Here is a 20,032-nt window from a genome sequence, read left to right as displayed (position 1 = left end):
CCGCGCCTATCGCTTGTCGAGCAGCTTGCGCTCGACGGTCTGCAGATGCGCGTGCATCGCTGCGGCGGCGCCGGCCATGTCGCGATTCTCGATGGCGTCGACGATCACCTCGTGCTCGGCGAAGCTGTGATGGTCGGCTAGCGGCCGCAGCGGCGCCGTGCGCAGGCGCCCCCAGGTCACCGCGCGGCGCACCGCGTTCAGCGTGTCGAACAGCCCCAGAAGCAGGCTGTTCTGCGTCGCCTCCGCGATGGTGCGGTGGAGGCGCGTGTCCCATCCCTCATACTGGCGCCACGTATCGGCCTGGCGCGAGCGCGACAGGCACAGCCGCATCTCGGAAATCGCGGCAGGCGTGGCGTTGAACGCCGCGGCGCGGGCGATCTCCGGCTCGATGGCGATGCGGGTGCGCATCACCTCGGTCGGGTTCGAACGCCGGGCGAGGGCCTGGATGTCGGAGAAGGTGTCGAGCGGCCGGCTGCCCATGAAGGTGCCCTTGCCGACATGACGCCAGAGCTGGCCCTCGGCTTCCAGCACGTCCAGCGCCTTGCGCAGCTCGGCGCGCGACACGCCGAGCGCGGCGGAAAGCTCGCGCTCGGGCGGCAGGCGCCCGTCTTCCGGCAGTTCGGCCTGCGCCAGGAACCCCCGGAGCTGGGTCACGAGGCTCTTTTCGGGGTGCGGATCACTTGTCGTCAACATACCTGCTGGGTCCAACCAAATCAGAATTGGTTCAATGTATGGAGCGCGGGAATCGTCTGGTCAAGCCAGCCAGTCCTTGACGCCTCGCTAGGGCCAATATAAACCAAATAACAATTGGTATCCAACCTTGCAAGGTTGGTCATGGGCGGATTCAACCGCCCGGTGCTTCATGGGAGACTGGAAATGCTCAAGAACCTCAAGGGACGCCTGCGTCACCTGTCCGGGGTGGCGGCCGCCATTGGTTTCTCCACCGTGTTGATCGCCATGCCGCAGGCCGAGGCGAAGGTCCGCGTCGCCTATGGCGACATCGCCAGCGTGGAGAATCTCCACCTTCTGGCGGCCTTCGAACTCGCCCGGCAGAAGGGCGTCGAGATCGAGATGACCTATCTGAAGTCCGAGGACATCGCCGCCCAGGCGGTGGTCAGCGGACAGGCCGATATCGGCGTCGGCGGGCCCTATGCGCTGATCCAGAAGGTGAAGGTGCCGGTGCGCATCTTCCTCCAGCTCTCGACCCTGCGCTTCTATCCCGCGGTCAACGCCGAGTTCTACAAGAGCTGGAAGGACCTCGACGGCCAGGAGGTCGCGGTGCATTCGCGCGGCTCGGGCACCGAGGCCATCATGAAGCTGATGGAGGACAAGCAGGGCATCAAGTTCTCCAAGATCAGCTACATCCCCGGCTCGGAAGTGCGCACCGGCGCGCTGCTGCAGGGCAACGTCAAGGCGACGATCGTGGATTCGGCCGGCCGCCGGCTGCTGCAGGAGAAGGCCCCCGGCAAGTTCATCATCCTGCCGCTCGACGGCATCAACGCCACCGACGAGGCACTGTTCGCCCGCCAGGACTTCCTCGACAAGAACCCCGGGGATGTCGACGTCATCGTCGAGTCGGTGCTCACCACCTGGCGCGAGGTGACGAAGAACCCGGCCATCGTCGCCGAGTGGCGCAAGAAGTACAATCTGCTGCCCGACCTACCGGCCGACCAGGTGGCGGAAATCACGCCCTATTTCACCGAGCTCGCCGAGGGCAAGGCCTTCCCGCCCAATGGCGGCGGCGCGGCGGCGGCCAAGGACGACTTCGCCTTCTACACCCTCTCCGGCCAGCTCACCGGCGCGCCCGCGAGCCTCAAGATCGAGGAGTTCTGGGCGCTCGAGCCGCTGAACCGCGCGCTCGGCAAGGTCGGCACGAACTGAAGGCCGGGCGGATGAGCTTCCCGGTACAGGCGAACGGCTCCTCGCGAGCCGTTCCCCCCTCCGAGGCTTCCTTCTTCTGGAGGAAGCTCTCGGAGCACCGCTCGGCCCTCTGGCGCATCGCGTCGATCGGCCTCTTCTTCCTCGTCTGGGAAATCGCCGGCCGGATTCCGATCAGCTACGCCTTCCCGACCTTCCTGGAGACGCTGCGTGCCTTCGTGACGATGACGTTCGACGGCTCCTTCGTCGCGGCCTATGCCGAAACGCTGCAGCCCTTGGTGATCGGCATCGTCATCTCCGCCGTCATCGGCGTCGGGCTCGGCATCCTCATGGGCCTGTCGCGCTTCGCCGAATGGCTGGCCGCGCCGGTGTTCATCGTGCTGCAGGCCGCGCCGATGGCAGCGCTGATCCCGCTCATCACCTTCGTCTACGGCATCGGACTGGTGTCGAAGACGCTGGCGGTGATCATGCTGGCCCTGCCGGTGATCGCGCTCAACGGCTACAAGGCGGTGCGCAACGCCAATCCGTCATTGGTCGCGATGTGCTACTCCTTCCAGGGCAGCTGGTGGCAGCGCATCACCAGGATCATCATCCCCGACGCCAGCCCGGTCATCTTCGCGGGCCTGCGCCTCGGCCTGGCCGCCGGCTTCATCGGCGTGATCCTTGCAGAGCTGCTGATCACCCCGACGGGCATCGGTGACCTCATCACCTATCACCGCTCGGTGGCGGACTACCCGGAAATGTACGCCGCCGTCGTCTCCATCATCCTCGTGTCCACCTTGACGCTCGCCGCGCTTGAGGCTTTCGAGCTTCGCGTGCTGCGCCCCGAGAAGAGGAAGTCCTGACCATGCGGAACATCACCGCCCAGGCGACCACCGCCGCCGCCCGGCCCGCCGGCCCCGACATCGCCGTCGAGGTGCGCGGCGTGTGCAAGATGTACAGCGAGGTCGAGGCGCTGCGCTCCATCGACCTCGACTTTCCCGCCGGCAAGCTCACCACCCTGCTGGGGCCCTCGGGCTGCGGCAAGACCACGCTGCTCAAGATCATCGCCGGCCTCGTTCCAGCGACCTCGGGCGAGATACGGGTGAACGGCCGGACGGTCACGGGACCAGGCCCCGAGCGCGCCTTCGTGTTCCAGGACTTCGCGCTGATGCCGTGGGCGACGGTCCTGCGCAACGTCGCCTTCGGCCTCGAACTCAAGGGCATGGGCAAGAACGAGCGCCAGGCGATCGCGCAGAGATACATTGCCGAGGTCGGCCTGTCCGGCTTCGAGAACAAGTACCCGCACGAGCTGTCCGGCGGCATGCGCCAGCGCGTCGGCCTCGCCCGCGCCTTCGCCGTCAACGCCGACGTGCTGCTCCTCGACGAGCCGTTCTCGGCGGTGGACGAGCAGAACCGCCGCAAGTTCCAGGAGGACCTGCTGCGCCTCGTCGCGCTGGAGAAGAAGACCTTCATCTTCGTCACCCACTCGATCGAGGAGGCGGTCTACTGCTCGGACCGCATCGTCATCCTGTCGCGCCGTCCGGGCCGCATCGCCCAGATCATCGAGCCGGAGATCGACCGCTCGGCCTCCCCCGACGCCATCCGCCGTGACCAGGGCTACCTCGATACGGTCGAGGAGATCTGGCAGGGCCTCAAGCGCTACGTCGACTGAGGAGGCGGAAGATGACGCTTTTCGGCTATCGCGTGCCCATGATGGCGTCCCTGCTCGTCTGGTGCGTCGTGTGGGAACTTGTCGGGCGCTCGGGCGCGATGTTCCTCATCCCGCCGCTCTCCGACGTGCTGGTGGCGGCGGTGGCGCTGGTGCAGACCGGCACCTGGCAGGCGGCGGCGCTCACCACGCTCAACAGCTTCCTGCTCGGCATGGCCTTCGCGATCCTCGTCGGGGTGGCGGTCGGGGTGCTGATGGGGCGTTCAGCCACCGCCGACAACCTGCTCGGCATCTGGGTCAACATCTTCGTCTCGGCGCCACTGTCGGCGCTGGTGCCGGTATTGATGATCCTGTTCGGCATCGGCGAGACGACCGTGGTCGTCACCGTGTTCCTCTTCGCGGTCTGGATCATCGTGCTCGACACCCGCGCCGGCATCCAGGGCGTGCCGCCCTCGCTGGTCGAGATGGGCCGCAGCTACGGTGCCTCGCGCCTCGCCCTCTACGGCAAGATCATCCTGCTGGCGGCGCTGCCGGAGATCCTCGCCGGCATCCGCCTCGGCGTGATCCGCGGCGTCAAGGGCGTGGTGATCGGCCAGCTGCTGGTCTCGATCCTCGGCTATGGCGAGTTGTTCGAGCTCTATTCGCGCAATTTCGACATGGAGAACTTCTGGGCCCTGACCATCATCCTTTTCGCCGCGGCCATGCTGCTCTCGGCGATCATCGAATCCATTGAAAAACGCGTCGATTATTACGCAGGAGTACGCTGATGAACGCGCCTATCGACACTTCCGCCTATGTGATCACGCCTCCTGGCATTCCGACGCTGCCCGTCGAAGGCTCGGACCGGCTGTTCCCGATCCACCGCATCTACTGCGTCGGCCGCAACTATGCCGAACACGCGATCGAGATGGGGCATGACCCCGACAAGGAGCCGCCCTTCTTCTTCCAGAAGAACGCCGACAACGTCATCACCAACGGCACCTTCCCCTATCCCGACAAGTCGAACGACGTGCATTACGAGCTGGAAATGCTCGTCGCGCTCGGCAAGGGCGGGATCAACATCCCGGTCGAATCGGCGATGGAGCATGTGTGGGGCTACGGCATCGGCCTCGACATGACCCGCCGCGACCTGCAGGGCGAGGCCAAGAAGCTCGGCCGCCCGTGGGAGGTCGGCAAGGCGTTCGAGGCCTCCGCGCCGTGCTCGGCGCTGGTGCCCGCCTCGAAGATCGGCCACCCGACGCACGGCAAGGTGTGGCTCAAGGTCAATGGCGTGCTGCGCCAGCAGGGCGACCTCAACCAGATGATCTGGAAGGTGCCGGAGATGATCTCCTACCTGTCCGGCCTGTTCGAGCTGAAGGCCGGCGACGTCATCATGTCCGGCACCCCGGCCGGCGTCGGCGCCATCGTGCGCGGCGACCACATGGAGGGCGGCGTCGACGGCGTCGGCACGCTCGACGTCAAGGTCGTCTGAGGCCACCGGCTCCGCCCGCGCGCGGCCACGGGATAGGCGGCCACGGGATAGAACGAGCCGGCTAATGATGATCGGAAGACGCCGGCCGCCGAAGGGTGGCCGGCGTTTTTCATTGGCGGACGGCCGATCGCGCCGCCGGCGTCCCTGACCCGACCACTAGCGCTTCTTGAAGGCGTCCATCAGCGCGGCGCCGAGCGCACCCTGCGGCGCGCGCGGCGGTGCCTTGGCCGCCGCACCGCGTCCTCCCGCCTTGTCGCGCGATTCCTGCGCGCCGCGCTCGGGCTGCGGCCGGGTGCCGCCGGCAGCCCCGTCCCGGCGCATCGACAGCGAGATGCGCTTGCGCGGCAGGTCGACCTCGAGCACCCGCACCTTCACCACGTCGCCGACCTTCACCACCTCATGCGCGTCCTTCACGAAGCGGTCGGCGAGCTGCGAGACGTGCACCAGCCCGTCCTGGTGGACGCCGATGTCGACGAAGGCCCCGAACGCCGCGACATTCGTCACCGTGCCCTCCAGCTCCATGCCGGGCCTGAGCTGCTTCATGTCGTCGACGCCTTCCGCGAAGGTCGCGGTGCGGAAGGCCGGGCGCGGATCGCGGCCGGGCTTGTCCAGCTCGGCGATGATGTCGCGCACCGTCGGCAGGCCGAAGCGCTCGTCCACGAAGGCGCGAGCGTCCACAGCGGAAAGCGCGGCGCTGTCGCCCATCAGCGTACGCAGGTCGCGCCCGCAGGCGGCGATGATCCTGCGCGCCACGCCATAGGCTTCCGGATGGACGGAGGAAGCGTCGAGCGGCTCGGCGCCGTCGCGGATGCGCAGGAAGCCGGCGCATTGCTCGAAAGTGCGCGGTCCCAGGCGCGCCACGTCGAGCAATTGCTTGCGGCTGGCGAAGGCGCCGTTGGCGTCGCGATGGGCGACGATGGCCTCGGCGAGCGAACTGCCCAGCCCCGACACCCGCGCCAGCAGCGAGGCCGAGGCGGTGTTGAGGTCGACGCCGACGGCGTTCACCGCATCCTCGACCACGGCGTCGAGCGCCCGCGCCAGATGGTACTGGTCGACATCGTGCTGGTACTGGCCGACGCCGATGGATTTCGGCTCGATCTTGACGAGTTCGGCCAGCGGGTCCTGCAGCCGCCGCGCGATGGAGACCGCGCCGCGCAGCGACACGTCGAGATTGGGGAATTCGGCCGCCGCCGCCTCCGAGGCCGAATAGACCGAGGCGCCGGCTTCCGAAACGACCACCTTGATGGGCTTTGGCGCCGGCATGTCGCCCAGCATCTCGGCGACCAGCTTCTCCGTCTCGCGGCCGCCGGTACCGTTGCCGATGGCGACCAGCTCGACCCCGTGCTTGCGGATCAGCCCGGCGAGTTCGCCCTGGGTGCCGCGTACGTCGTTCTTCGGCGGAAACGGATAGACCGTGGTGGCGGCGACGAGCTTTCCGGTGCCGTCGATCACCGCCACCTTCACCCCGGTGCGGATGCCGGGATCGAGCCCCATGGTCGCGCGCGAGCCGGCCGGCGCGGTCAGCAGCAGGTCCTTGAGGTTGCGGGCGAAGACGTTGATCGCCTCGGTTTCCGCCTTCAGCCGCAGCTCGGTCATCAGGTCGAGCGACAGATGCAGCGACAGCTTCACCCGCCAGGTCCAGCCCGCCACCTCCATCAGCCAGGCGTCGCCGGTCAGGCGCTCGCCGATGCCGTAGGCCTGCGCGATCATGCGCACCACCGGCTTGATAGGGCGCGGATCGTCCGCGTCGGCCTCGATCTCCAGCGCCAGCACATCCTCGTTGCGGCCGCGCAGCATGGCCAGCGCCCGGTGGCTCGGCACGCCCGACCAGCGCTCCTTATGATCGAAATAATCGGAGAACTTGGCGCCCGATTCCTGCTTGCCCTCGACGACGCGCGCGCACAGCTGCGCATGCGCCTGCAGATGGGCGCGCAGCCGGCCGATGAGATCGGCATTCTGCGCGAACTGCTCGGAGACGATGTCGCGCGCGCCCTCCAGCGCCGCCTTCACCTCCGGCACCTCGTCGGTGAGATAGGCCCTGGCCAGCTCGGCGGGCACCGCCGCGCGATCGGCGAGGATGCCCTCCGCGAGCGGGCCGAGGCCGCGCTCGCGGGCGATCTCCGCCCGGTTGCGGCGCTTCGGCTTGAAGGGAAGGTAGATGTCCTCGAGCTCCGCCTTGGTCGCGGCGGCGTTGAGCGCGGCTTCCAGATCCGGCGTCAGCTTGTCCTGCTGGCGGATGGCCCCGAGGATCGCCTCGCGCCGGGCTTCCAGCTCGCGCAGATAGATCAGCCGCTCGCCGAGCAGGCGCAGCTGGGTGTCGTCGAGCCCGCCGGTCGCTTCCTTGCGGTAGCGCGCGATGAACGGAACGGTCGCGCCGCCGTCGAGAAGCGCGATGGCCGCGGCGGCCTGCTGCGGGCGGGCGCCGATCTCGGTGGCGATGCGGGCGGCGATGGAGGAGATGTCGGCTGTCATGCGGAACACGGGTTGGCTTCGGGAGGGCGCGACCATATTCAGTTGCGCCGGCAAAGGCCACGCCCGGGCGCATGCCGCCCCCGGCGACGGGCCTGTCGGGCAGGCGGACGGGCCCGCGCCCCGGCGAACTAGAAGCCGCTACGAACCTTCAGATGCGTATGCGGCTTCGCCGCCCCGTCGTCATGAGCATGGTCGTGGGCGTGGGCATGATCGTGGGTATGGGCGTGCGGCTGCTTGTCCTCGGCCACCGGGATGAGATTGAGCGTGCCGTGCATCACCCCGCGCTCGATGAACAGCGCCTCGGCATAGGCCGAGACGTCGCCGACGGGACCGCGCATCAGCGTGACGTCGAGCGAGGTGGTGTGGTCCAGCGGGATCGACAGGGCGGCAACGGTCTGGTCGTGCCGGTCGAGCCGCCCCTGGGGCACCCGCGCCGCCAGGTTCCGCACCGACTGGTCGACGGTGCAGCTTATGATGCCGAAACAATGCGCCTCGGCCGGGCCACCCGGACGGGCGGACAATCCCCGCCTCACCAGGTCGCGGATCGCCTCCGACCGGCTCAGCGCGCCCGTGCTCTCCATATAGGCATCGAGCGCGGCGGCCAGCTCGTCGTCGATGGCGATGGTGGTCCGTTGCATGGAAGCGCTCCATTCAGAGGAGGTGGAAGCTAGGCTATCACTCTGATTTTCTCAACATAATGGGCCTGACCGGCGCCTTGCGCGCTTGCCTTGTCCTGAATTCCGCGAGTATGATTTTATCTAGTAAATTTCATACACGGAGAACCGCCGTGACCGGCATCACCTCGTCGCTTTGCATGGGCCTCGTCGGTCTGGTGCTGTGTTCCTCCTCCGCCTTCGCCCATTTCCAGGAGATCATACCCTCCGCCGACGTCCTGCCCGAGGGCGGGACGGTCACGCTCGACATGGTGTTCACCCATCCCGTCGAGGGCGGCCCGGTGATGGAGATGAAGAAGCCGGTGCGGGTGGGCGTGCTCGCCGACGGCAAGCCGACGGATCTGCTGGCGACGCTCACGGAGAAGCCCGTTCAGGGCAAGGCTGCCTGGACGCTGACCCATGAACTTCCCCAGCCCGGCGCCGCGATCTTCTATGTCGAGCCGCAGGCCTATTGGGAGCCGGCGGAAGGCAAGTTCATTGTCCACTACGCCAAGGTCGTGGTCGACAGCTTCGCCTCCGGCGAGGGTTGGGACCAGCTGGTGGGTCTGCCGGTCGAGATCCAGCCGCTCACCCGCCCCACCGGCATCTGGACCGGCAATGTGTTCTCCGGCGTCGTGCTGAAGGACGGCAAGCCGGTTCCCTTCGCCGAGGTGGAGGTGGAGTTCGTCAATGACGGCACCGTCACGCCGCCGAACGACGCCTTCGTGACCCAGGTCATCAAGGCCGATGCCAACGGCACCTTCACCTATGCGATGCCGCGCGGCGGCTGGTGGGGCTTTGCCGCCCTGCTGGAAGGTGACACGCCGAAGACGTCCCCGGACGGCAAGGAAGTGCCCGTCGAGGAGGGCGCCCTCATCTGGGTCAAGGCCACCGACATGGGCGCGAAGACCGACATGGGCGCGAAGTAGGCACCGATGGCGCATATCCCCGACGGTATCCTTTCCGTCCCCGTGCTGGTCGCCGGAGGTCTGATCGCCGCCGGCGGGGTGGCGCTGGCGCTGCGCCGGCTGGACGACAGGATGATCCCGCGGGCGGCGATCCTCTCCGCCGCGGTGTTCGCCGGCTCGCTGATCGCGGTGCCGGTCGGCCCGTCGAGCGTGCATGTGCTGCTCTCGGGACTGATGGGCCTCATGCTGGGCACCGGTACCTTCGCCGCGGTGCTGGTGATGCTCCTGCTGCAGGCCGTGCTGTTCGGCTTCGGCGGCCTGACGACGCTCGGCGTCAACACGGTCAACATCGCCTTGCCCGGCGTCGTCTTCGCCATGATCCTCGGTCCGGCGATCCGCAGCGCGCGAGGGAGCCTTTCGCGGGCCGCGCTCGCCGGCGCCGTCGGCGCGCTCTCCGTGCTGGGCACGGGCGGGCTGGTGGCGCTCGCGCTCGCGCTTTCCTCGTCGGAATACACGCCGGTGGCGAGCGTGCTCATCGCCACCTATCTGCCGCTCGCGCTCGCCGAGGCGTTCGTCACCGCCGGCATCGTGAGCTTCCTCGCCCGCGTGCAGCCCGACGCGCTGGGATCGGCCCGTTCATGATCCGCGCCTTGCTCTGCGCACTCGTCGCGCTCGCCTTGTGCGGGCCGGCCGCCGCCCACAGGCTGAAGGTCTTCGCGACGGCCGAGGGCGACGGCGTCGGCGGCTACGCCTTCTTCGTCGGCGGCGGCCGGGCGCGGGGCTCTTCGTGGGTGGCCAGGGACACGCAGGGCACGGAGATCGCCGCCGGCACGACGGACGATCAGGGGCGCTTCGCGTTCGAGCTGCCCGATACCGTCACCACCGACATCACCGTCACCATCGACACGCATGAGGCGCATGTCGCCTCCGCCACGCTGTCCGCCGCCCGGCTCGGCATCGGCACTGCCGCATCGGAACCCGTCGCGACGGCCGGTGCGGCGGCGCCCAGCGCGGGCGCCGCGCCCCGGCCATTGGCGGACGGGCAGGTCGCGGCGCTGGTCGAAGCCGCCGTGCAGCGACAGGTGGAGCCGCTGCTGGAGCGCATCGAGCAGATGGATTCGCGCCTGCGCCTCGTCGACATCCTCTCGGGGATCTTCTTCATTGTCGGCCTGGCCGGAATCGCCCTCTGGGCACGCGGCCGGCGCGCATGATCACATCCGGCGATCTCAGGCTTCGGATCGTCGCGGCGTTCGTGCTGATCGCCTGCATCTCGCAGCTGCACGCGCTGCCGGTGGCGGGCGCCGTGCTCGCCCTGGTGATGCTGGCCGTGTGGCGCGCCGCTCCGGGGGCGCCGGCGTGGCGCCGGCTGCTGCATGTCGAGGGCTTCGTGCTGCTGCTCTTCGCCACCCTGCCCTTCACCCTGGCGGGGCGTCCGCTGTTCACGCTGGGACCGCTGACCGCAAGCGTCGAGGGCTTCTGGCGCGCCGCGCTGATCGCCAGCAAGGTCTCGGCCTCGGTGCTGGTGCTGATGACGCTGCTGGGCGACGCGGAACCCTCCCGCCTCGGCGCCGCGCTGCGCGGCCTGCGCGTTCCCGAGCGGCTCACCCGCCTGCTGGTGATGACGGTCCGCTACACCTCGCTGATCCGCGACGAGGCGCGGCGCCTGCACGACGCCATGCGCGCGCGCGGCTTCCGGCCGCGCTCGAACCGACACACCTGGCGCAGCTACGGCAATCTGATCGGCATGCTGCTGGTGCGCGCGCTCGAACGCGCGCAGCGGGTCGAGGAGGCCATGCTGTGCCGTGGCTATGACGGGCGCTTCCCCTATCGTGCCCAGTCGGCGCCGACGCGGCGCGACTGGGCCGGCTTCGGCCTGATCGCCGGCAGCGGCGTCCTCGCACTGTTAATGGACCGGCTATGAGCGCGCTTCTGGAACTTCGCGATGTCTGCGTCTCGCGCGGCGGTGCCGGCGTTCTCGACGAGGTCAGCCTCACGCTCGGCGCCGGCGAAAGGCTGGCCATCGTCGGACCGAACGGCGTAGGCAAGACCACGCTGCTGCGCACGATCGTCGGGCTCGACCGCCCGGACCGGGGGCAGGTCCGGCTGTTCGGCACGGAGTGCCGCGAGGAGCGCCAATTCCGGCTCCTGCGGCCGCGCATCGGCTATCTCTTCCAGGACAGCGACGATCAGCTCTTCTGCCCCAGCGTGATCGAGGACGTGTCCTTCGGACCGCTGAACACCGGCTGCACGCAGGCCGAGGCGCTGGAGCGGGCACGCACGGCGCTGGACGAGCTCGGCATCGCGCATCTCGCCGACCGCTTCAGCCATCGCCTGTCGGGTGGCGAGAAGCGGCTCGTCTGCCTGGCGGGGCTGCTGGCGATGCGCCCGGACGTGCTGACGCTCGACGAACCGACCAACGGCGTCGACGCGCCGAATGGGCAGCGCCTGCGCGCGGCGCTGCGCGCCTTCTCCGGCGCCATGCTGCTGGTCTCGCATGACGACGCGTTCGTCGCCGATCTCGCGACCCGCGCGCTGGTCTTCCGCGACCGTCGCCTGGTCCCGGGCGAGATCCACGCCCATCCGCACTACCACAGCCACCTGCACGTCCACCCGGCGCCGGAATAGCCGGGCGATATCAGGCACCGGCAGCGAGATAGTCGGCGAGGCTGTCGCGGGTGATGAGCGCGAGCCGCTCCCCGCGGCGCTCCACCAGCACGGCCGGGTGATCCTCGTCGAGCATGGTCCGGGCGACCGCGTGGAAGGCGTCCTCCGGCGCGCAGCGGGGAATCCCGCAGGCGTGCCGGCAGGGGCTCTCCCGGCCGGCGAGCGCGCAGAGCACGTCCCGACCGGCGACGATCCGCTCGGCAGCGCCGCAAGGCCGCACCAGCAGCACCGCGTCGAGCCCGGAGAAGCTCATGAGACGGGCGATCGACCGCACGTCCTCGTCGGCCGCCACCTCCACCAGCGGGCAGCCGACGACGCGCAGCATCTCGCCGATCGTCGGAGTGGAGGGCGGCATGGGCGACGCGCGGCGCTAGCAGATGCGCGGCAGCTGCTCGCCGACGAGCATATCCACGATGCGTTCGCCGCCGAACCGGGTCTCCATCACCACCCGGCCCGGCCGATCGGCGACCACCTCGCCGATCGCCCGCGCCTCGACGCCGAGCGGATGGGCGCGCAGGGCGCGCAGCGCCGCGTCGGCCTCCTGCGGCGGGACGATGGCGACGAGCTTGCCCTCATTGGCGAGGTAGAGCGGGTCGAGCCCCAATATCTCGCAGAAGCCCTGCACCTCCGGCCGCACCGGCGTGTCTAGCTCGCGGATGCGCACGCCGACACCGCTCGCCTCGGCCAGCTCGTTCAGCACCGCCGCGACGCCCCCGCGCGTGGCGTCGCGCAGGCTGCGCACGCCGGGCGCGGCGGTGACGAGCACGTCGACCAGCCCGTGCAGCGCGGCGCAGTCGCTCTCGATGGCGGTCTCCAGCAGGAGATCGCCGCGCGCGTTGAGAATGGCCGCGCCATGGTCGCCGAGGAGGCCGTTGACCAGCACGACGTCGCCCGGCCGGGCGCGGCCAATGCCGATGTCGAAGCCGGCGCGCACGACGCCGATGCCGGTCGTGGTGACGAAAAGCTTGTCGCAGGCCCCGCGCGTCACGACCTTGGTGTCGCCGGTCACGATCGGCACCCCCGCCGCACGCGCCGTCTCCGCCATCGAGGTGGCGACCGCGCGCAGCGTCTCGACCGGCAGCCCCTCCTCGATGATGACGGCGCAGGACAGCGCGACCGGGCGGGCGGCGCCGACGGCGATGTCGTTGATGGTGCCGCACACCGCCAGCTTGCCGATGTCGCCGCCGGGGAAGAACAGCGGATCGACCACGAAGCTGTCGGTGGTGAAGGCGAGCCGGTCGCCGGACGCGGCGAGCGTGGCGAGGTCGAAACGGGCCTGGTCCTCCAGCGGGGCGCCGTCGCCGGCGAAGGCCGCGACGAAAATCTCCTCGATCAGGTCGCGCATGGCGCTGCCGCCACCGCCATGGGCGAGCGTGATGGTCGGCGGCAGCGCGCGGCGCGCGGGACGCGCCGACGACACCGATGGCGGGCGGACATGCGGGTTCATGCGGCACCTTCCAGGCTGGGCTGGCGCACCCCGCCATACTGGTAATAGGCGGCGCAGGAGCCCTCGGAGGAGACCATCAGAGCGCCGAGCGGCGTCTCGGGCGAGCAGGCGGTGCCGAACATCGGGCAGCCCCAGGGCTTGAGCTTGCCGGTGAGCACCTCGCCGCAGCGGCAGGCGTCAGGGTCCGCGACGCTGATCTCCGGCACGGCGAAGCGCCGCTCGGCGTCGAAGCGGGCATAGGCCTCGCGCAGGCGCACGCCGGAGCGCTCGATCGAGCCGAGGCCGCGCCACTCGAAGGTGGGCCGCGTCTCGTACACCGCCTCGACCGCATCCATGGCCGCCCGGTTGCCGCTATCCGGCACGACGCGGGCATACTGGTTCTCGATCGCCGCCTCGCCCCGGTCGAGCTGGCGCAGCACCATGAGCAGCGACTGCAGCAGGTCGATCGGCTCGAAGCCGGAGACCACCAGCGGCTTGCCGAACTCCTCGGCGATGAAGCGATAGGGCTCGGTGCCGATGACCATCGACACATGGCCCGGCCCGATGAAGCCGTCTATGCCGAGATCCTGCGTCTCCAGCAGCGCCCGCAGCGTCGGGATGATGGTGATGTGGTTGCAGAAGATCGAGAAATTGTCGACGCCCTCGCGGGCGGCGCGCAGCACGGTGAGCGCGGTCGAGGGCATGGTGGTCTCGAAGCCGAGGCCGAAGAACACCACGTCGCGCTCCGGGTTGCGGCGCGCCAGCGCCAGCGCGTCGAGCGGCGAATAGACCGTGCGCACATCCGCGCCCTCCGCCTTGGCGGTCAGCAGGCTCTTGCGCGAGCCCGGCACGCGCATGGCGTCGCCGAAGGTGGCGAAGATCACCTCCGGCCGCTCGGCAATGTCGACGCAGTCGTCCACCCGCCCCATGGGCAGCACGCAGACCGGGCAGCCCGGGCCGTGCACGAACTCGATGATGTCGGGCAGCAGCCCCTCCAGCCCGTAGCGGAAGATGGCGTGGGTATGCCCGCCGCACACTTCCATGATGGCGAAGGGCCGGTCGCGCCCGCGCTCCATGCGCGCGGCGAGCGTCTCGATCTCGCGGATCAGCGCGCGGGCGAGGGCGGGGTCGCGGAATTCGTCGACATAGCGCATGGCGTTTCTCCCCCTCAGGAAGCGGCGGCCGGGTGGATGGGTTCGACGCTGCTCGCGCGGATCGCCTCGATCTCGGCCTCCGCCTCGCCGATCTCGGCCAGCACCTTGAGCGTGGCGGCCGCCTCCTCCTCGTCGATCAGGCTCATCGCGAAGCCGACATGGACGATCACCCAGCCGCCGAGGAGATCGGACAGCGGCCTGCCGGGCGTGGCCACGCAGACGACGTCGACCGTCCGGCGCACGCCGGAGACGTCGACGGTGGCCAGCATGGCGTCCTCGTCGACGATGTCGACGATGCGGCCGGGAATGCCGAGGCACATGGTTTCCTCCTCAGTGACTGCGCGCGAACGCGGCGTTGCGGTCGATACCGTAGCGTTCCAGCTTGGCCCGCAGCCCGACGCGGGACAGGCCGAGTTCCTCCGCCGCGCGGCTCTTGTTCCAGCGCCAGCGCACGAGCGTTTCCATCAGGATGAGCGCTTCCATCCGCTCGACGCGGTCCTTGAGCGGGCCGGTGGCGCGGATCGCCGCGTCGTCGTCCGGCATGGTGCGGGCGGCGGCGGCCGCCGCGCCGTGCACGACATGGGAGGAGAGCAGGTCGGCGCCGAGCAGGTCGCCGCCGGTCAGCACCAGCATACGCGTGACCTCGTTCTGCAGCTCGCGGACATTGCCGGGCCAGTCATAGGTCTCGATGCAGCCCAGCGCCTCGTCGGTGAAGCCCTTCACCCGCTTGCCATGGGTCGTGGACAGCTGGTCGAGCAGCCGCAGGGCGAGCGCGCGCAGATCGCCGCGCCGCTCGCGCAGCGGCGGCAGGGTGAGCGTCAGCGCGGCAAGGCGGTAATACAGATCCTCGCGGAAGCGGCCCGCCTTCACCTCGGCGGCGAGGGTGCGGTGGGTGGCGGCGATGACGCGCACATCCACCCGCTTGACGTCGTTCGAGCCGACCGGGCGGATCTCGCCCTCCTGCAGGAAGCGCAGCAGCTTGACCTGGAAGGCGGGCGAGACGTCGCCGATCTCGTCGAGCAGGATGGTGCCGCCATCGGCCTGGTCGAGCAGGCCGATGCGGTTGGTGTGGGCGCCGGTGAACGCGCCCTTCTTGTGGCCGAACAGCTCGGATTCCAACAGTTCGTCGGGGATCGCCCCGCAATTCACCGCGAAGAAGGGCAGCTCGGAGCGCAGGCTGGAATAGTGGATGGCGCGCGACAGCAGCTCCTTGCCGGTGCCGGTCTCGCCGAGGATCAGCACCGGGATGTCGAAGCTGGCGACCTGCGCGGCGCGCCGGCACACCTCGTTCAGCGGGCTGCCCGGCGTGCGCACCAGCGCGTCGAAATGGAAATTGCGCAGCACCTTCTCGTGGCGCTCGACGACACGCGCCTGCGCCGCCGGCGCCGCCAGCTTCAGTTCGAGCGACAGCCGGTCATAGTCCCGCTGGAGCTGGTAGAGGCGCGCGGCACCCTGCGCCGCCAGCAGCAGCTGGTCGGGGTGCCAGGGCTTGGTGATGAACTGGTGGATGCCGGCCTCGTTGATGGCGCCGATCATGTCGCCGGGATCGGTGTAGCCGGTGACGATGATGCGCACGACGTCGGGCCAGCGCGCCCTCACTTCGGTGAGCAGGTCGACGCCGGAACGCCCGGGCATGCGCTGGTCGCAGAAGACCGCCTGGATCCATTCGTTCTCGAGGATCGTCAGCGCGTCGCCGGCATTGAGCGCCGTGTGGACGTCGAAATCCTCGCCGAGCACGCGGGCGATCACCTCCACCGAGCGCGGCTCGTCGTCGACCACGAGGATCCCCGCCCGCGTCGTCATGGCACCATCTCCGCGCTGGCGCGCAGGGCGCGCGCCTTGCCTTCCGATTCCGCCGCGAGCACGTGGAGCAGGTGACGCCTCTCCTCGGCGAGCCAGCCGAGCCAGGCGGCCAGGCCCGGCGTGCCGCGGCTCGAACTGTGCAGGATCGGCGCGGTCGGATTGATCCGCGCGATGTTGCGCTCGATCATCGCCACGTCGACATCGAGATGCGGCACCAGATCGACCTTGGTGAGCACGACGAGATCCGCCGTCTCGAAGATGTTGGGATATTTCAGCGGCTTGTCCTCGCCCTCCGTGACCGAGATCAGCGTCACGCGGCGCGTCTCGCCGAGATCGAACGCTGCCGGGCAGACGAGATTGCCGACATTCTCAATGAAGAGCAGCCCGCCAGCCGGCAGCGGGAGTTCCTCCAGCGCATGGCCGACCATGTGCGCGTCGAGATGGCAGCCCTTGCCGGTGTTGATCTGCACTGCCGGCGTGCCGGTGGCGCGGATACGTTCGGCATCGTTCTGCGTCTGCTGGTCGCCCTCGATCACCGCCGCCGGCACCCGGCCGCCGAGCGCCTTCAGCGTCTCGACCAGCAGCGTCGTCTTGCCGGCGCCGGGCGCCGCCAGAAGGTTGATGGCGAAGACGCCGCCTTCGTTCAGCCGGACGCGGTTGCGCACGGCATAGGCGTCGTTCTTGGCGAGGATGCGGTCCTCCAGCTCGATCAGCCGCTGCTCGCGCGGGCCGCCGTGATCGTGCGGGGGATGATCGGCGTGATGCTGATCGTCATGATCGTGGTGGTCGTGGCCATGCTCATGATGATCATGATCGTGGCCACCGGGGTGGTGGTGATGGCCATGGTCGCTCGGTCGCCGTTCGCCCTGGGCGCCGGAAATCGTCACCTCGTCCGGGCCGCAGCCGCAGGTCACGCACATCACACCACCTCCAGATCCCTGATGCGCAAATCCGTTCCACCGTTCGGCCGCAGCCGCTCGCCGCCGCAATGCGGGCAGGAGGCGAGGCGGTCGGCGAGGGGCACGGTGGTCGAACAGTCGAAGCACCATCCGGTGCCCGGCTCCTCCAGCACGTCGAGCACGGCGCCGTCGGCGAGCGAGCCGCGCATGACGACGTCGAAGCCGAAGCGCAGCGCCTCGACCTCGACCCCCGCGAAGCGTCCGACGGCGAGCCGCACCTTGGTCACCCGCGCGAAGCCATGGGTGCGCGAGGCCTCGCGCAGCGAATCGAGCAGGCTCTCGCACAGCGCCATCTCATGCATCGCCTCGTCCCTCCCGGGTCTCGAAACGCAGCCGCACCGGCACGCAGGGATTGACGCAGGCGACGGCGATCCGCGCCAGCATCGGCGTGTCGCTCCCCACCGGCAAGACGGCGAGCATACGCGCCAGCAGCCCGTCCGGCGCCAGGTTCCACGCGCTCGGCGCCAGCACGCGATAATCAGCGACGATGCCGTGCTCGACACGGGCGCGATGGGCGAGCAGGCCCCGCGCGGCGCGGGCAAGGCCGATGCCGGCCGGCGCGCGGCACGGCGCGTCCCGCTCCGGCCGCCCGGCGAGGCCGGCGACGAAATCGAGCAGGCGGGCGAGCAGCCGGACGAACAGGCTGGCGCCCTCGCGCACGACCAGCGCGGCGATCAGCGGCGCCGTGCGCCATCCGTCCGCCGCCGTCGTCTCGCGCGGCGCGCCGGGCTGGCCGGCATCGAGCGCGGCGACGATGTCCGGCATCCGGGGCCGGTCGAGCTCCACCCGACCCCAACCCGGTTCGAGCCGCGTCCGCAGCAGCAGCAAGAGGCGCGCGGTCGGGCTGTCGCCGCGCGCCAGCCAGCCGTCGAGCGCGGCGGGCGAGGCCTCGGCGAGCTCAATGTCGCCGCCGAGCAGGTGACGGCGCAGCGCGAGCCGCTCCTGCGCGCCGCCGCCGAGCCGGCGCAGCGCGGCGCGATCGCCTTGCGCGCCGAGCAGCGCCGGCCAGTCGTTCAGCACCGCGACGGCGTGGTCGCGCAGCCGCTCCTGCCGGACGGCCTCACGCCGGCCCTCCTCGACACCGGCGCCGGTCGATGCCAGGCCGAGGGCACCGGCGGCGGCGACAGCATGCGCGGCGGCGCAGAGGTTGAAGACACGCGGCAGCATGCGCGCCGCCTCTTCCGGCGAGCGCCCGATCACCACGCGCGCGACCTCCGGCCCGGCGGTAGGGGCGAAGCGCCACCTCGGCCCGGAACCGGACGCGTCGAACGCGATGTCGAGCGCCCCGATCATGTCTGCGCGCTCCGCGCCTCGGCGAGGCCGGCGCCGAAGATCAGCGCGCGGCGGCTCGGCTCGGCCGGCCGGGTGCCGCCGGCGGTCGGCGCGGGGCCTTCCAGGGCAGTGCCTCCGGCCTCGTCCTCGTCCACGCGCAGCGAGGGGTCGAACAGGGCGGCGAGGGCGGCCCGGGCGGTCTCCTCCGCCTGCAGCATCGAGGAGAAGTCGAACATAGGCGAGAACAGCGAGCAGGCCTTGTAGGGCCCGGTCTCGGGCCGGCTGGCGTCGATGAACTCATATTCGCCCGAGGGGAAGTCGAGCAGTTCGCGGCTGCCGGAATCCCGTGCCGACCAATCGTCGTCCGGCCCCGGCACCAGCACGATGTTCATGAACCAGGGAGTGAGCAGCACGCCGATGACGCGGCCATCATAGGGGCGGAAGCCGATGGCGCGGACCTCCAGCGTCTCGTTGACCAGCGGCACGCCGCGCATCTGCCCGACATGGATCTCGCGGAAGGTGGCCTCGAAGCGGCGGGCGCTTTCCGCCGCCAGCGCGGGCAGCGGATCGGCACGCGGCGCCGGGCGCGGTGTTTCTGCCACGGCGCCGGCGGCGCCGGTGTCGATCACCATGAACTGGTCGCGGGCGCCGTCGCATTTGGGGCAGCGCCAATGGCCCGGCAGCGCCGCAAACGGCGTGCCGGCCGGCACCTGCCAGTAGTCGCAGCCCTCCGCCGGATCGTAGACGTGCCAGCAGATCTTGCATTCGAGCACGGCCTCGGGCGGCAGCCGGGAGGCATCGCCGAGGAAGGAGCCTTCGAAGCGGAGCATCGACATGGCGGCCTCCTAGCGCACCGATTCGAGGATATCGGCGAGGCGCAGGGCGGAATCGGCGATATCCTCCGGCGCCGCGCAGGCCACTGCCGGCACGTCGGCCACCTCGATCGTATCGAGGATCAGCGTGTCGGCCGAGTTGAAGTAGCGCACCCTCCAGACCCCGCGCGTCGCGGTGGCGTCGATCCGGCAGTTGCCGTAGCCGCGCGAGAGAATGGTGACGCCGCCCTGCCCCAGCCCCATCTCGATCGCCGCCAAGTCCTCCGGCGTGACCGGCAGCAGTGTGAGATTGACGACGTGCGGCAGCTCGCCGGGGCGGTAGGCCCGGCTCTTGTGCACGATCTCGGTCAGGATGGCCGGCGCGTTGACGATGCCGGGCCGCGGCGCCTGCGCGTAGTCGAGATCGACCGGCCATTCGCGGGGAAAGGCGCGGACCAGCGCGCCGCGCGGAAAGGCGGTCACCTCGATGCGCTCGCGCGCCGGCGCCGCCCGGCCCTGGCTCTTCGCGACGGCACGTACCCGCCAGACGCCGGCCAGCGTCGCTTCCTGGATCTCGATGCGCTCACCCGGCGTCTCGAGCAGCACCGAGACCTCGCCCTCGCCCAGCGTCTCGTCGACGAGGGCGCGCGCCGCGGCGTCGAGCTCGTCGAGGGCGATGGCGCTGGAGCCGTTCGGCGTCCATTGCGCCAGCGCGGCATGGATCGCCTCCAGCGTCTCCAGCGCTGGCCGGGCGCGTTCCGGATCGTCGATTTCCGGCAGATGCGGCTCATAGGTGCGCATGCCGGAGGGCATCGGCATATAGGCGAGCCCTTCCTCGCCTTCGGGCTGGCTGCCGGGGCCGTAGCCGATGGGCGGGACCGTTGCGTAGGGCAGTGACGACATGGCGGG

Annotated in this window: 23 protein-coding genes; 10 read left to right on the top strand and 13 right to left on the bottom strand. The window is 69.9% G+C overall.

The features are described 5' to 3' along the window. Window positions 1-6: 6 nt before the first annotated feature. Window positions 7-693, bottom strand: a complete 687-nt coding sequence (locus AC1PZ7_RS04105; protein ID WP_482358239.1) for a FadR/GntR family transcriptional regulator — start codon at window positions 691-693, stop codon at window positions 7-9. 183 nt (window positions 694-876) lie between these two features. Between AC1PZ7_RS04105 and AC1PZ7_RS04100 the strand changes: the two genes are divergently transcribed. From AC1PZ7_RS04100 to AC1PZ7_RS04080, 5 genes are read left to right on the top strand one after another with little or no spacing between them, the layout of a single operon-like run. Further along, the gene (locus AC1PZ7_RS04100; protein ID WP_482358238.1) at window positions 877-1,881 is read left to right on the top strand and encodes an ABC transporter substrate-binding protein; all 1,005 of its coding nucleotides are present in this window, start codon (window positions 877-879) and stop codon (window positions 1,879-1,881) included. An 11-nt stretch (window positions 1,882-1,892) separates the two neighbouring features. Continuing rightward, on the top strand, window positions 1,893-2,723 hold the full coding sequence (locus tag AC1PZ7_RS04095; protein ID WP_482358237.1) for an ABC transporter permease: 831 nt from the start codon (window positions 1,893-1,895) through the stop codon (window positions 2,721-2,723). 2 nt (window positions 2,724-2,725) lie between these two features. Beyond that, entirely contained in the window at window positions 2,726-3,532 is an 807-nt protein-coding gene (locus AC1PZ7_RS04090) for an ABC transporter ATP-binding protein (protein WP_482358236.1), read from the top strand. 11 nt (window positions 3,533-3,543) lie between these two features. Next, window positions 3,544-4,296 (top strand): ABC transporter permease, encoded by a 753-nt coding sequence (locus AC1PZ7_RS04085; protein WP_482358235.1) that lies wholly within the window; start codon window positions 3,544-3,546, stop codon window positions 4,294-4,296. Further along, window positions 4,296-5,000, top strand: coding sequence for a fumarylacetoacetate hydrolase family protein (locus AC1PZ7_RS04080; RefSeq protein WP_482358234.1), 705 nt, complete (start codon window positions 4,296-4,298; stop codon window positions 4,998-5,000). Before AC1PZ7_RS04085 ends, AC1PZ7_RS04080 begins: the two co-directional genes overlap by 1 nt. A gap of 156 nt (window positions 5,001-5,156) precedes the next feature. Here the strand turns inward: AC1PZ7_RS04080 and AC1PZ7_RS04075 are convergent, their stop codons facing one another. Further along, entirely contained in the window at window positions 5,157-7,472 is a 2,316-nt protein-coding gene (locus AC1PZ7_RS04075) for a Tex family protein (RefSeq protein ID WP_482359562.1), read from the bottom strand. Window positions 7,473-7,600: 128 nt separating this feature from the next. Beyond that, window positions 7,601-8,110 (bottom strand): nickel-responsive transcriptional regulator NikR, encoded by a 510-nt coding sequence (gene nikR / locus AC1PZ7_RS04070; RefSeq protein WP_482358233.1) that lies wholly within the window; start codon window positions 8,108-8,110, stop codon window positions 7,601-7,603. 176 nt (window positions 8,111-8,286) lie between these two features. On the opposite strand from nikR, the gene AC1PZ7_RS04065 reads away from it, so the two are divergent. The 5 genes from AC1PZ7_RS04065 to AC1PZ7_RS04045 are packed head-to-tail and all read left to right on the top strand — an operon-like array spanning window position 8,287 to window position 11,658. Continuing rightward, window positions 8,287-9,054, top strand: coding sequence for a DUF4198 domain-containing protein (locus AC1PZ7_RS04065; protein ID WP_482359561.1), 768 nt, complete (start codon window positions 8,287-8,289; stop codon window positions 9,052-9,054). 6 nt (window positions 9,055-9,060) lie between these two features. Continuing rightward, window positions 9,061-9,675 (top strand): cobalt transporter CbiM, encoded by a 615-nt coding sequence (cbiM, locus tag AC1PZ7_RS04060; protein ID WP_482358232.1) that lies wholly within the window; start codon window positions 9,061-9,063, stop codon window positions 9,673-9,675. Beyond that, window positions 9,672-10,244, top strand: a complete 573-nt coding sequence (locus tag AC1PZ7_RS04055) for a cobalamin biosynthesis protein CbiL (protein ID WP_482358231.1) — start codon at window positions 9,672-9,674, stop codon at window positions 10,242-10,244. Before cbiM ends, AC1PZ7_RS04055 begins: the two co-directional genes overlap by 4 nt. Continuing rightward, a complete protein-coding gene (gene cbiQ, locus AC1PZ7_RS04050) occupies window positions 10,241-10,954 on the top strand; it encodes a cobalt ECF transporter T component CbiQ (protein WP_482358230.1) in 714 nt (237 codons plus the stop codon). The genes AC1PZ7_RS04055 and cbiQ overlap by 4 nt, the downstream gene beginning before the upstream one ends. Further along, entirely contained in the window at window positions 10,951-11,658 is a 708-nt protein-coding gene (locus AC1PZ7_RS04045) for an energy-coupling factor ABC transporter ATP-binding protein (protein WP_482358229.1), read from the top strand. The genes cbiQ and AC1PZ7_RS04045 overlap by 4 nt, the downstream gene beginning before the upstream one ends. A 10-nt stretch (window positions 11,659-11,668) precedes the next feature. On the opposite strand, the gene AC1PZ7_RS04040 is transcribed toward AC1PZ7_RS04045, so the two are convergent. From AC1PZ7_RS04040 to AC1PZ7_RS03995, 10 genes are read right to left on the bottom strand one after another with little or no spacing between them, the layout of a single operon-like run. After that, window positions 11,669-12,052 carry a hypothetical protein gene (locus tag AC1PZ7_RS04040; RefSeq protein ID WP_482358228.1) on the bottom strand — a complete coding sequence of 128 codons (384 nt, stop codon included), beginning with the start codon at window positions 12,050-12,052 and terminating at the stop codon, window positions 11,669-11,671. A 15-nt stretch (window positions 12,053-12,067) separates the two neighbouring features. Beyond that, window positions 12,068-13,144 carry a hydrogenase expression/formation protein HypE gene (hypE, locus tag AC1PZ7_RS04035; protein WP_482358227.1) on the bottom strand — a complete coding sequence of 359 codons (1,077 nt, stop codon included), beginning with the start codon at window positions 13,142-13,144 and terminating at the stop codon, window positions 12,068-12,070. Continuing rightward, window positions 13,141-14,277: a hydrogenase formation protein HypD gene (gene hypD / locus AC1PZ7_RS04030; RefSeq protein ID WP_482358226.1), complete on the bottom strand. Its 1,137-nt coding sequence runs from the start codon at window positions 14,275-14,277 to the stop codon at window positions 13,141-13,143. Before hypD ends, hypE begins: the two co-directional genes overlap by 4 nt. Window positions 14,278-14,291: 14 nt before the next feature. Beyond that, window positions 14,292-14,597 carry a HypC/HybG/HupF family hydrogenase formation chaperone gene (gene hypC, locus AC1PZ7_RS04025; protein WP_482358225.1) on the bottom strand — a complete coding sequence of 102 codons (306 nt, stop codon included), beginning with the start codon at window positions 14,595-14,597 and terminating at the stop codon, window positions 14,292-14,294. A gap of 10 nt (window positions 14,598-14,607) precedes the next feature. After that, window positions 14,608-16,080 (bottom strand): sigma-54-dependent transcriptional regulator, encoded by a 1,473-nt coding sequence (locus tag AC1PZ7_RS04020; protein WP_482358224.1) that lies wholly within the window; start codon window positions 16,078-16,080, stop codon window positions 14,608-14,610. Continuing rightward, window positions 16,077-17,000 carry a hydrogenase nickel incorporation protein HypB gene (gene hypB / locus AC1PZ7_RS04015; protein ID WP_482358223.1) on the bottom strand — a complete coding sequence of 308 codons (924 nt, stop codon included), beginning with the start codon at window positions 16,998-17,000 and terminating at the stop codon, window positions 16,077-16,079. The genes AC1PZ7_RS04020 and hypB overlap by 4 nt, the downstream gene beginning before the upstream one ends. After that, window positions 17,000-17,341, bottom strand: coding sequence for a hydrogenase maturation nickel metallochaperone HypA (gene hypA / locus AC1PZ7_RS04010; RefSeq protein ID WP_482358222.1), 342 nt, complete (start codon window positions 17,339-17,341; stop codon window positions 17,000-17,002). Before hypA ends, hypB begins: the two co-directional genes overlap by 1 nt. Next, window positions 17,334-18,332: a nickel-dependent hydrogenase large subunit gene (locus AC1PZ7_RS04005; RefSeq protein WP_482358221.1), complete on the bottom strand. Its 999-nt coding sequence runs from the start codon at window positions 18,330-18,332 to the stop codon at window positions 17,334-17,336. Before AC1PZ7_RS04005 ends, hypA begins: the two co-directional genes overlap by 8 nt. Next, a complete protein-coding gene (hybE, locus tag AC1PZ7_RS04000; protein WP_482358220.1) occupies window positions 18,329-19,147 on the bottom strand; it encodes a [NiFe]-hydrogenase assembly chaperone HybE in 819 nt (272 codons plus the stop codon). The genes AC1PZ7_RS04005 and hybE overlap by 4 nt, the downstream gene beginning before the upstream one ends. Window positions 19,148-19,156: 9 nt before the next feature. After that, window positions 19,157-20,026, bottom strand: coding sequence for a hydrogenase expression/formation protein (locus tag AC1PZ7_RS03995; RefSeq protein ID WP_482358219.1), 870 nt, complete (start codon window positions 20,024-20,026; stop codon window positions 19,157-19,159). Between the last annotated feature and the right edge of the window lie 6 nt (window positions 20,027-20,032).

The organism is Ancylobacter sp. TW_SC_1 (assembly GCF_056836805.1).
This window is presented reverse-complemented; position numbering and strand designations above follow the sequence as displayed.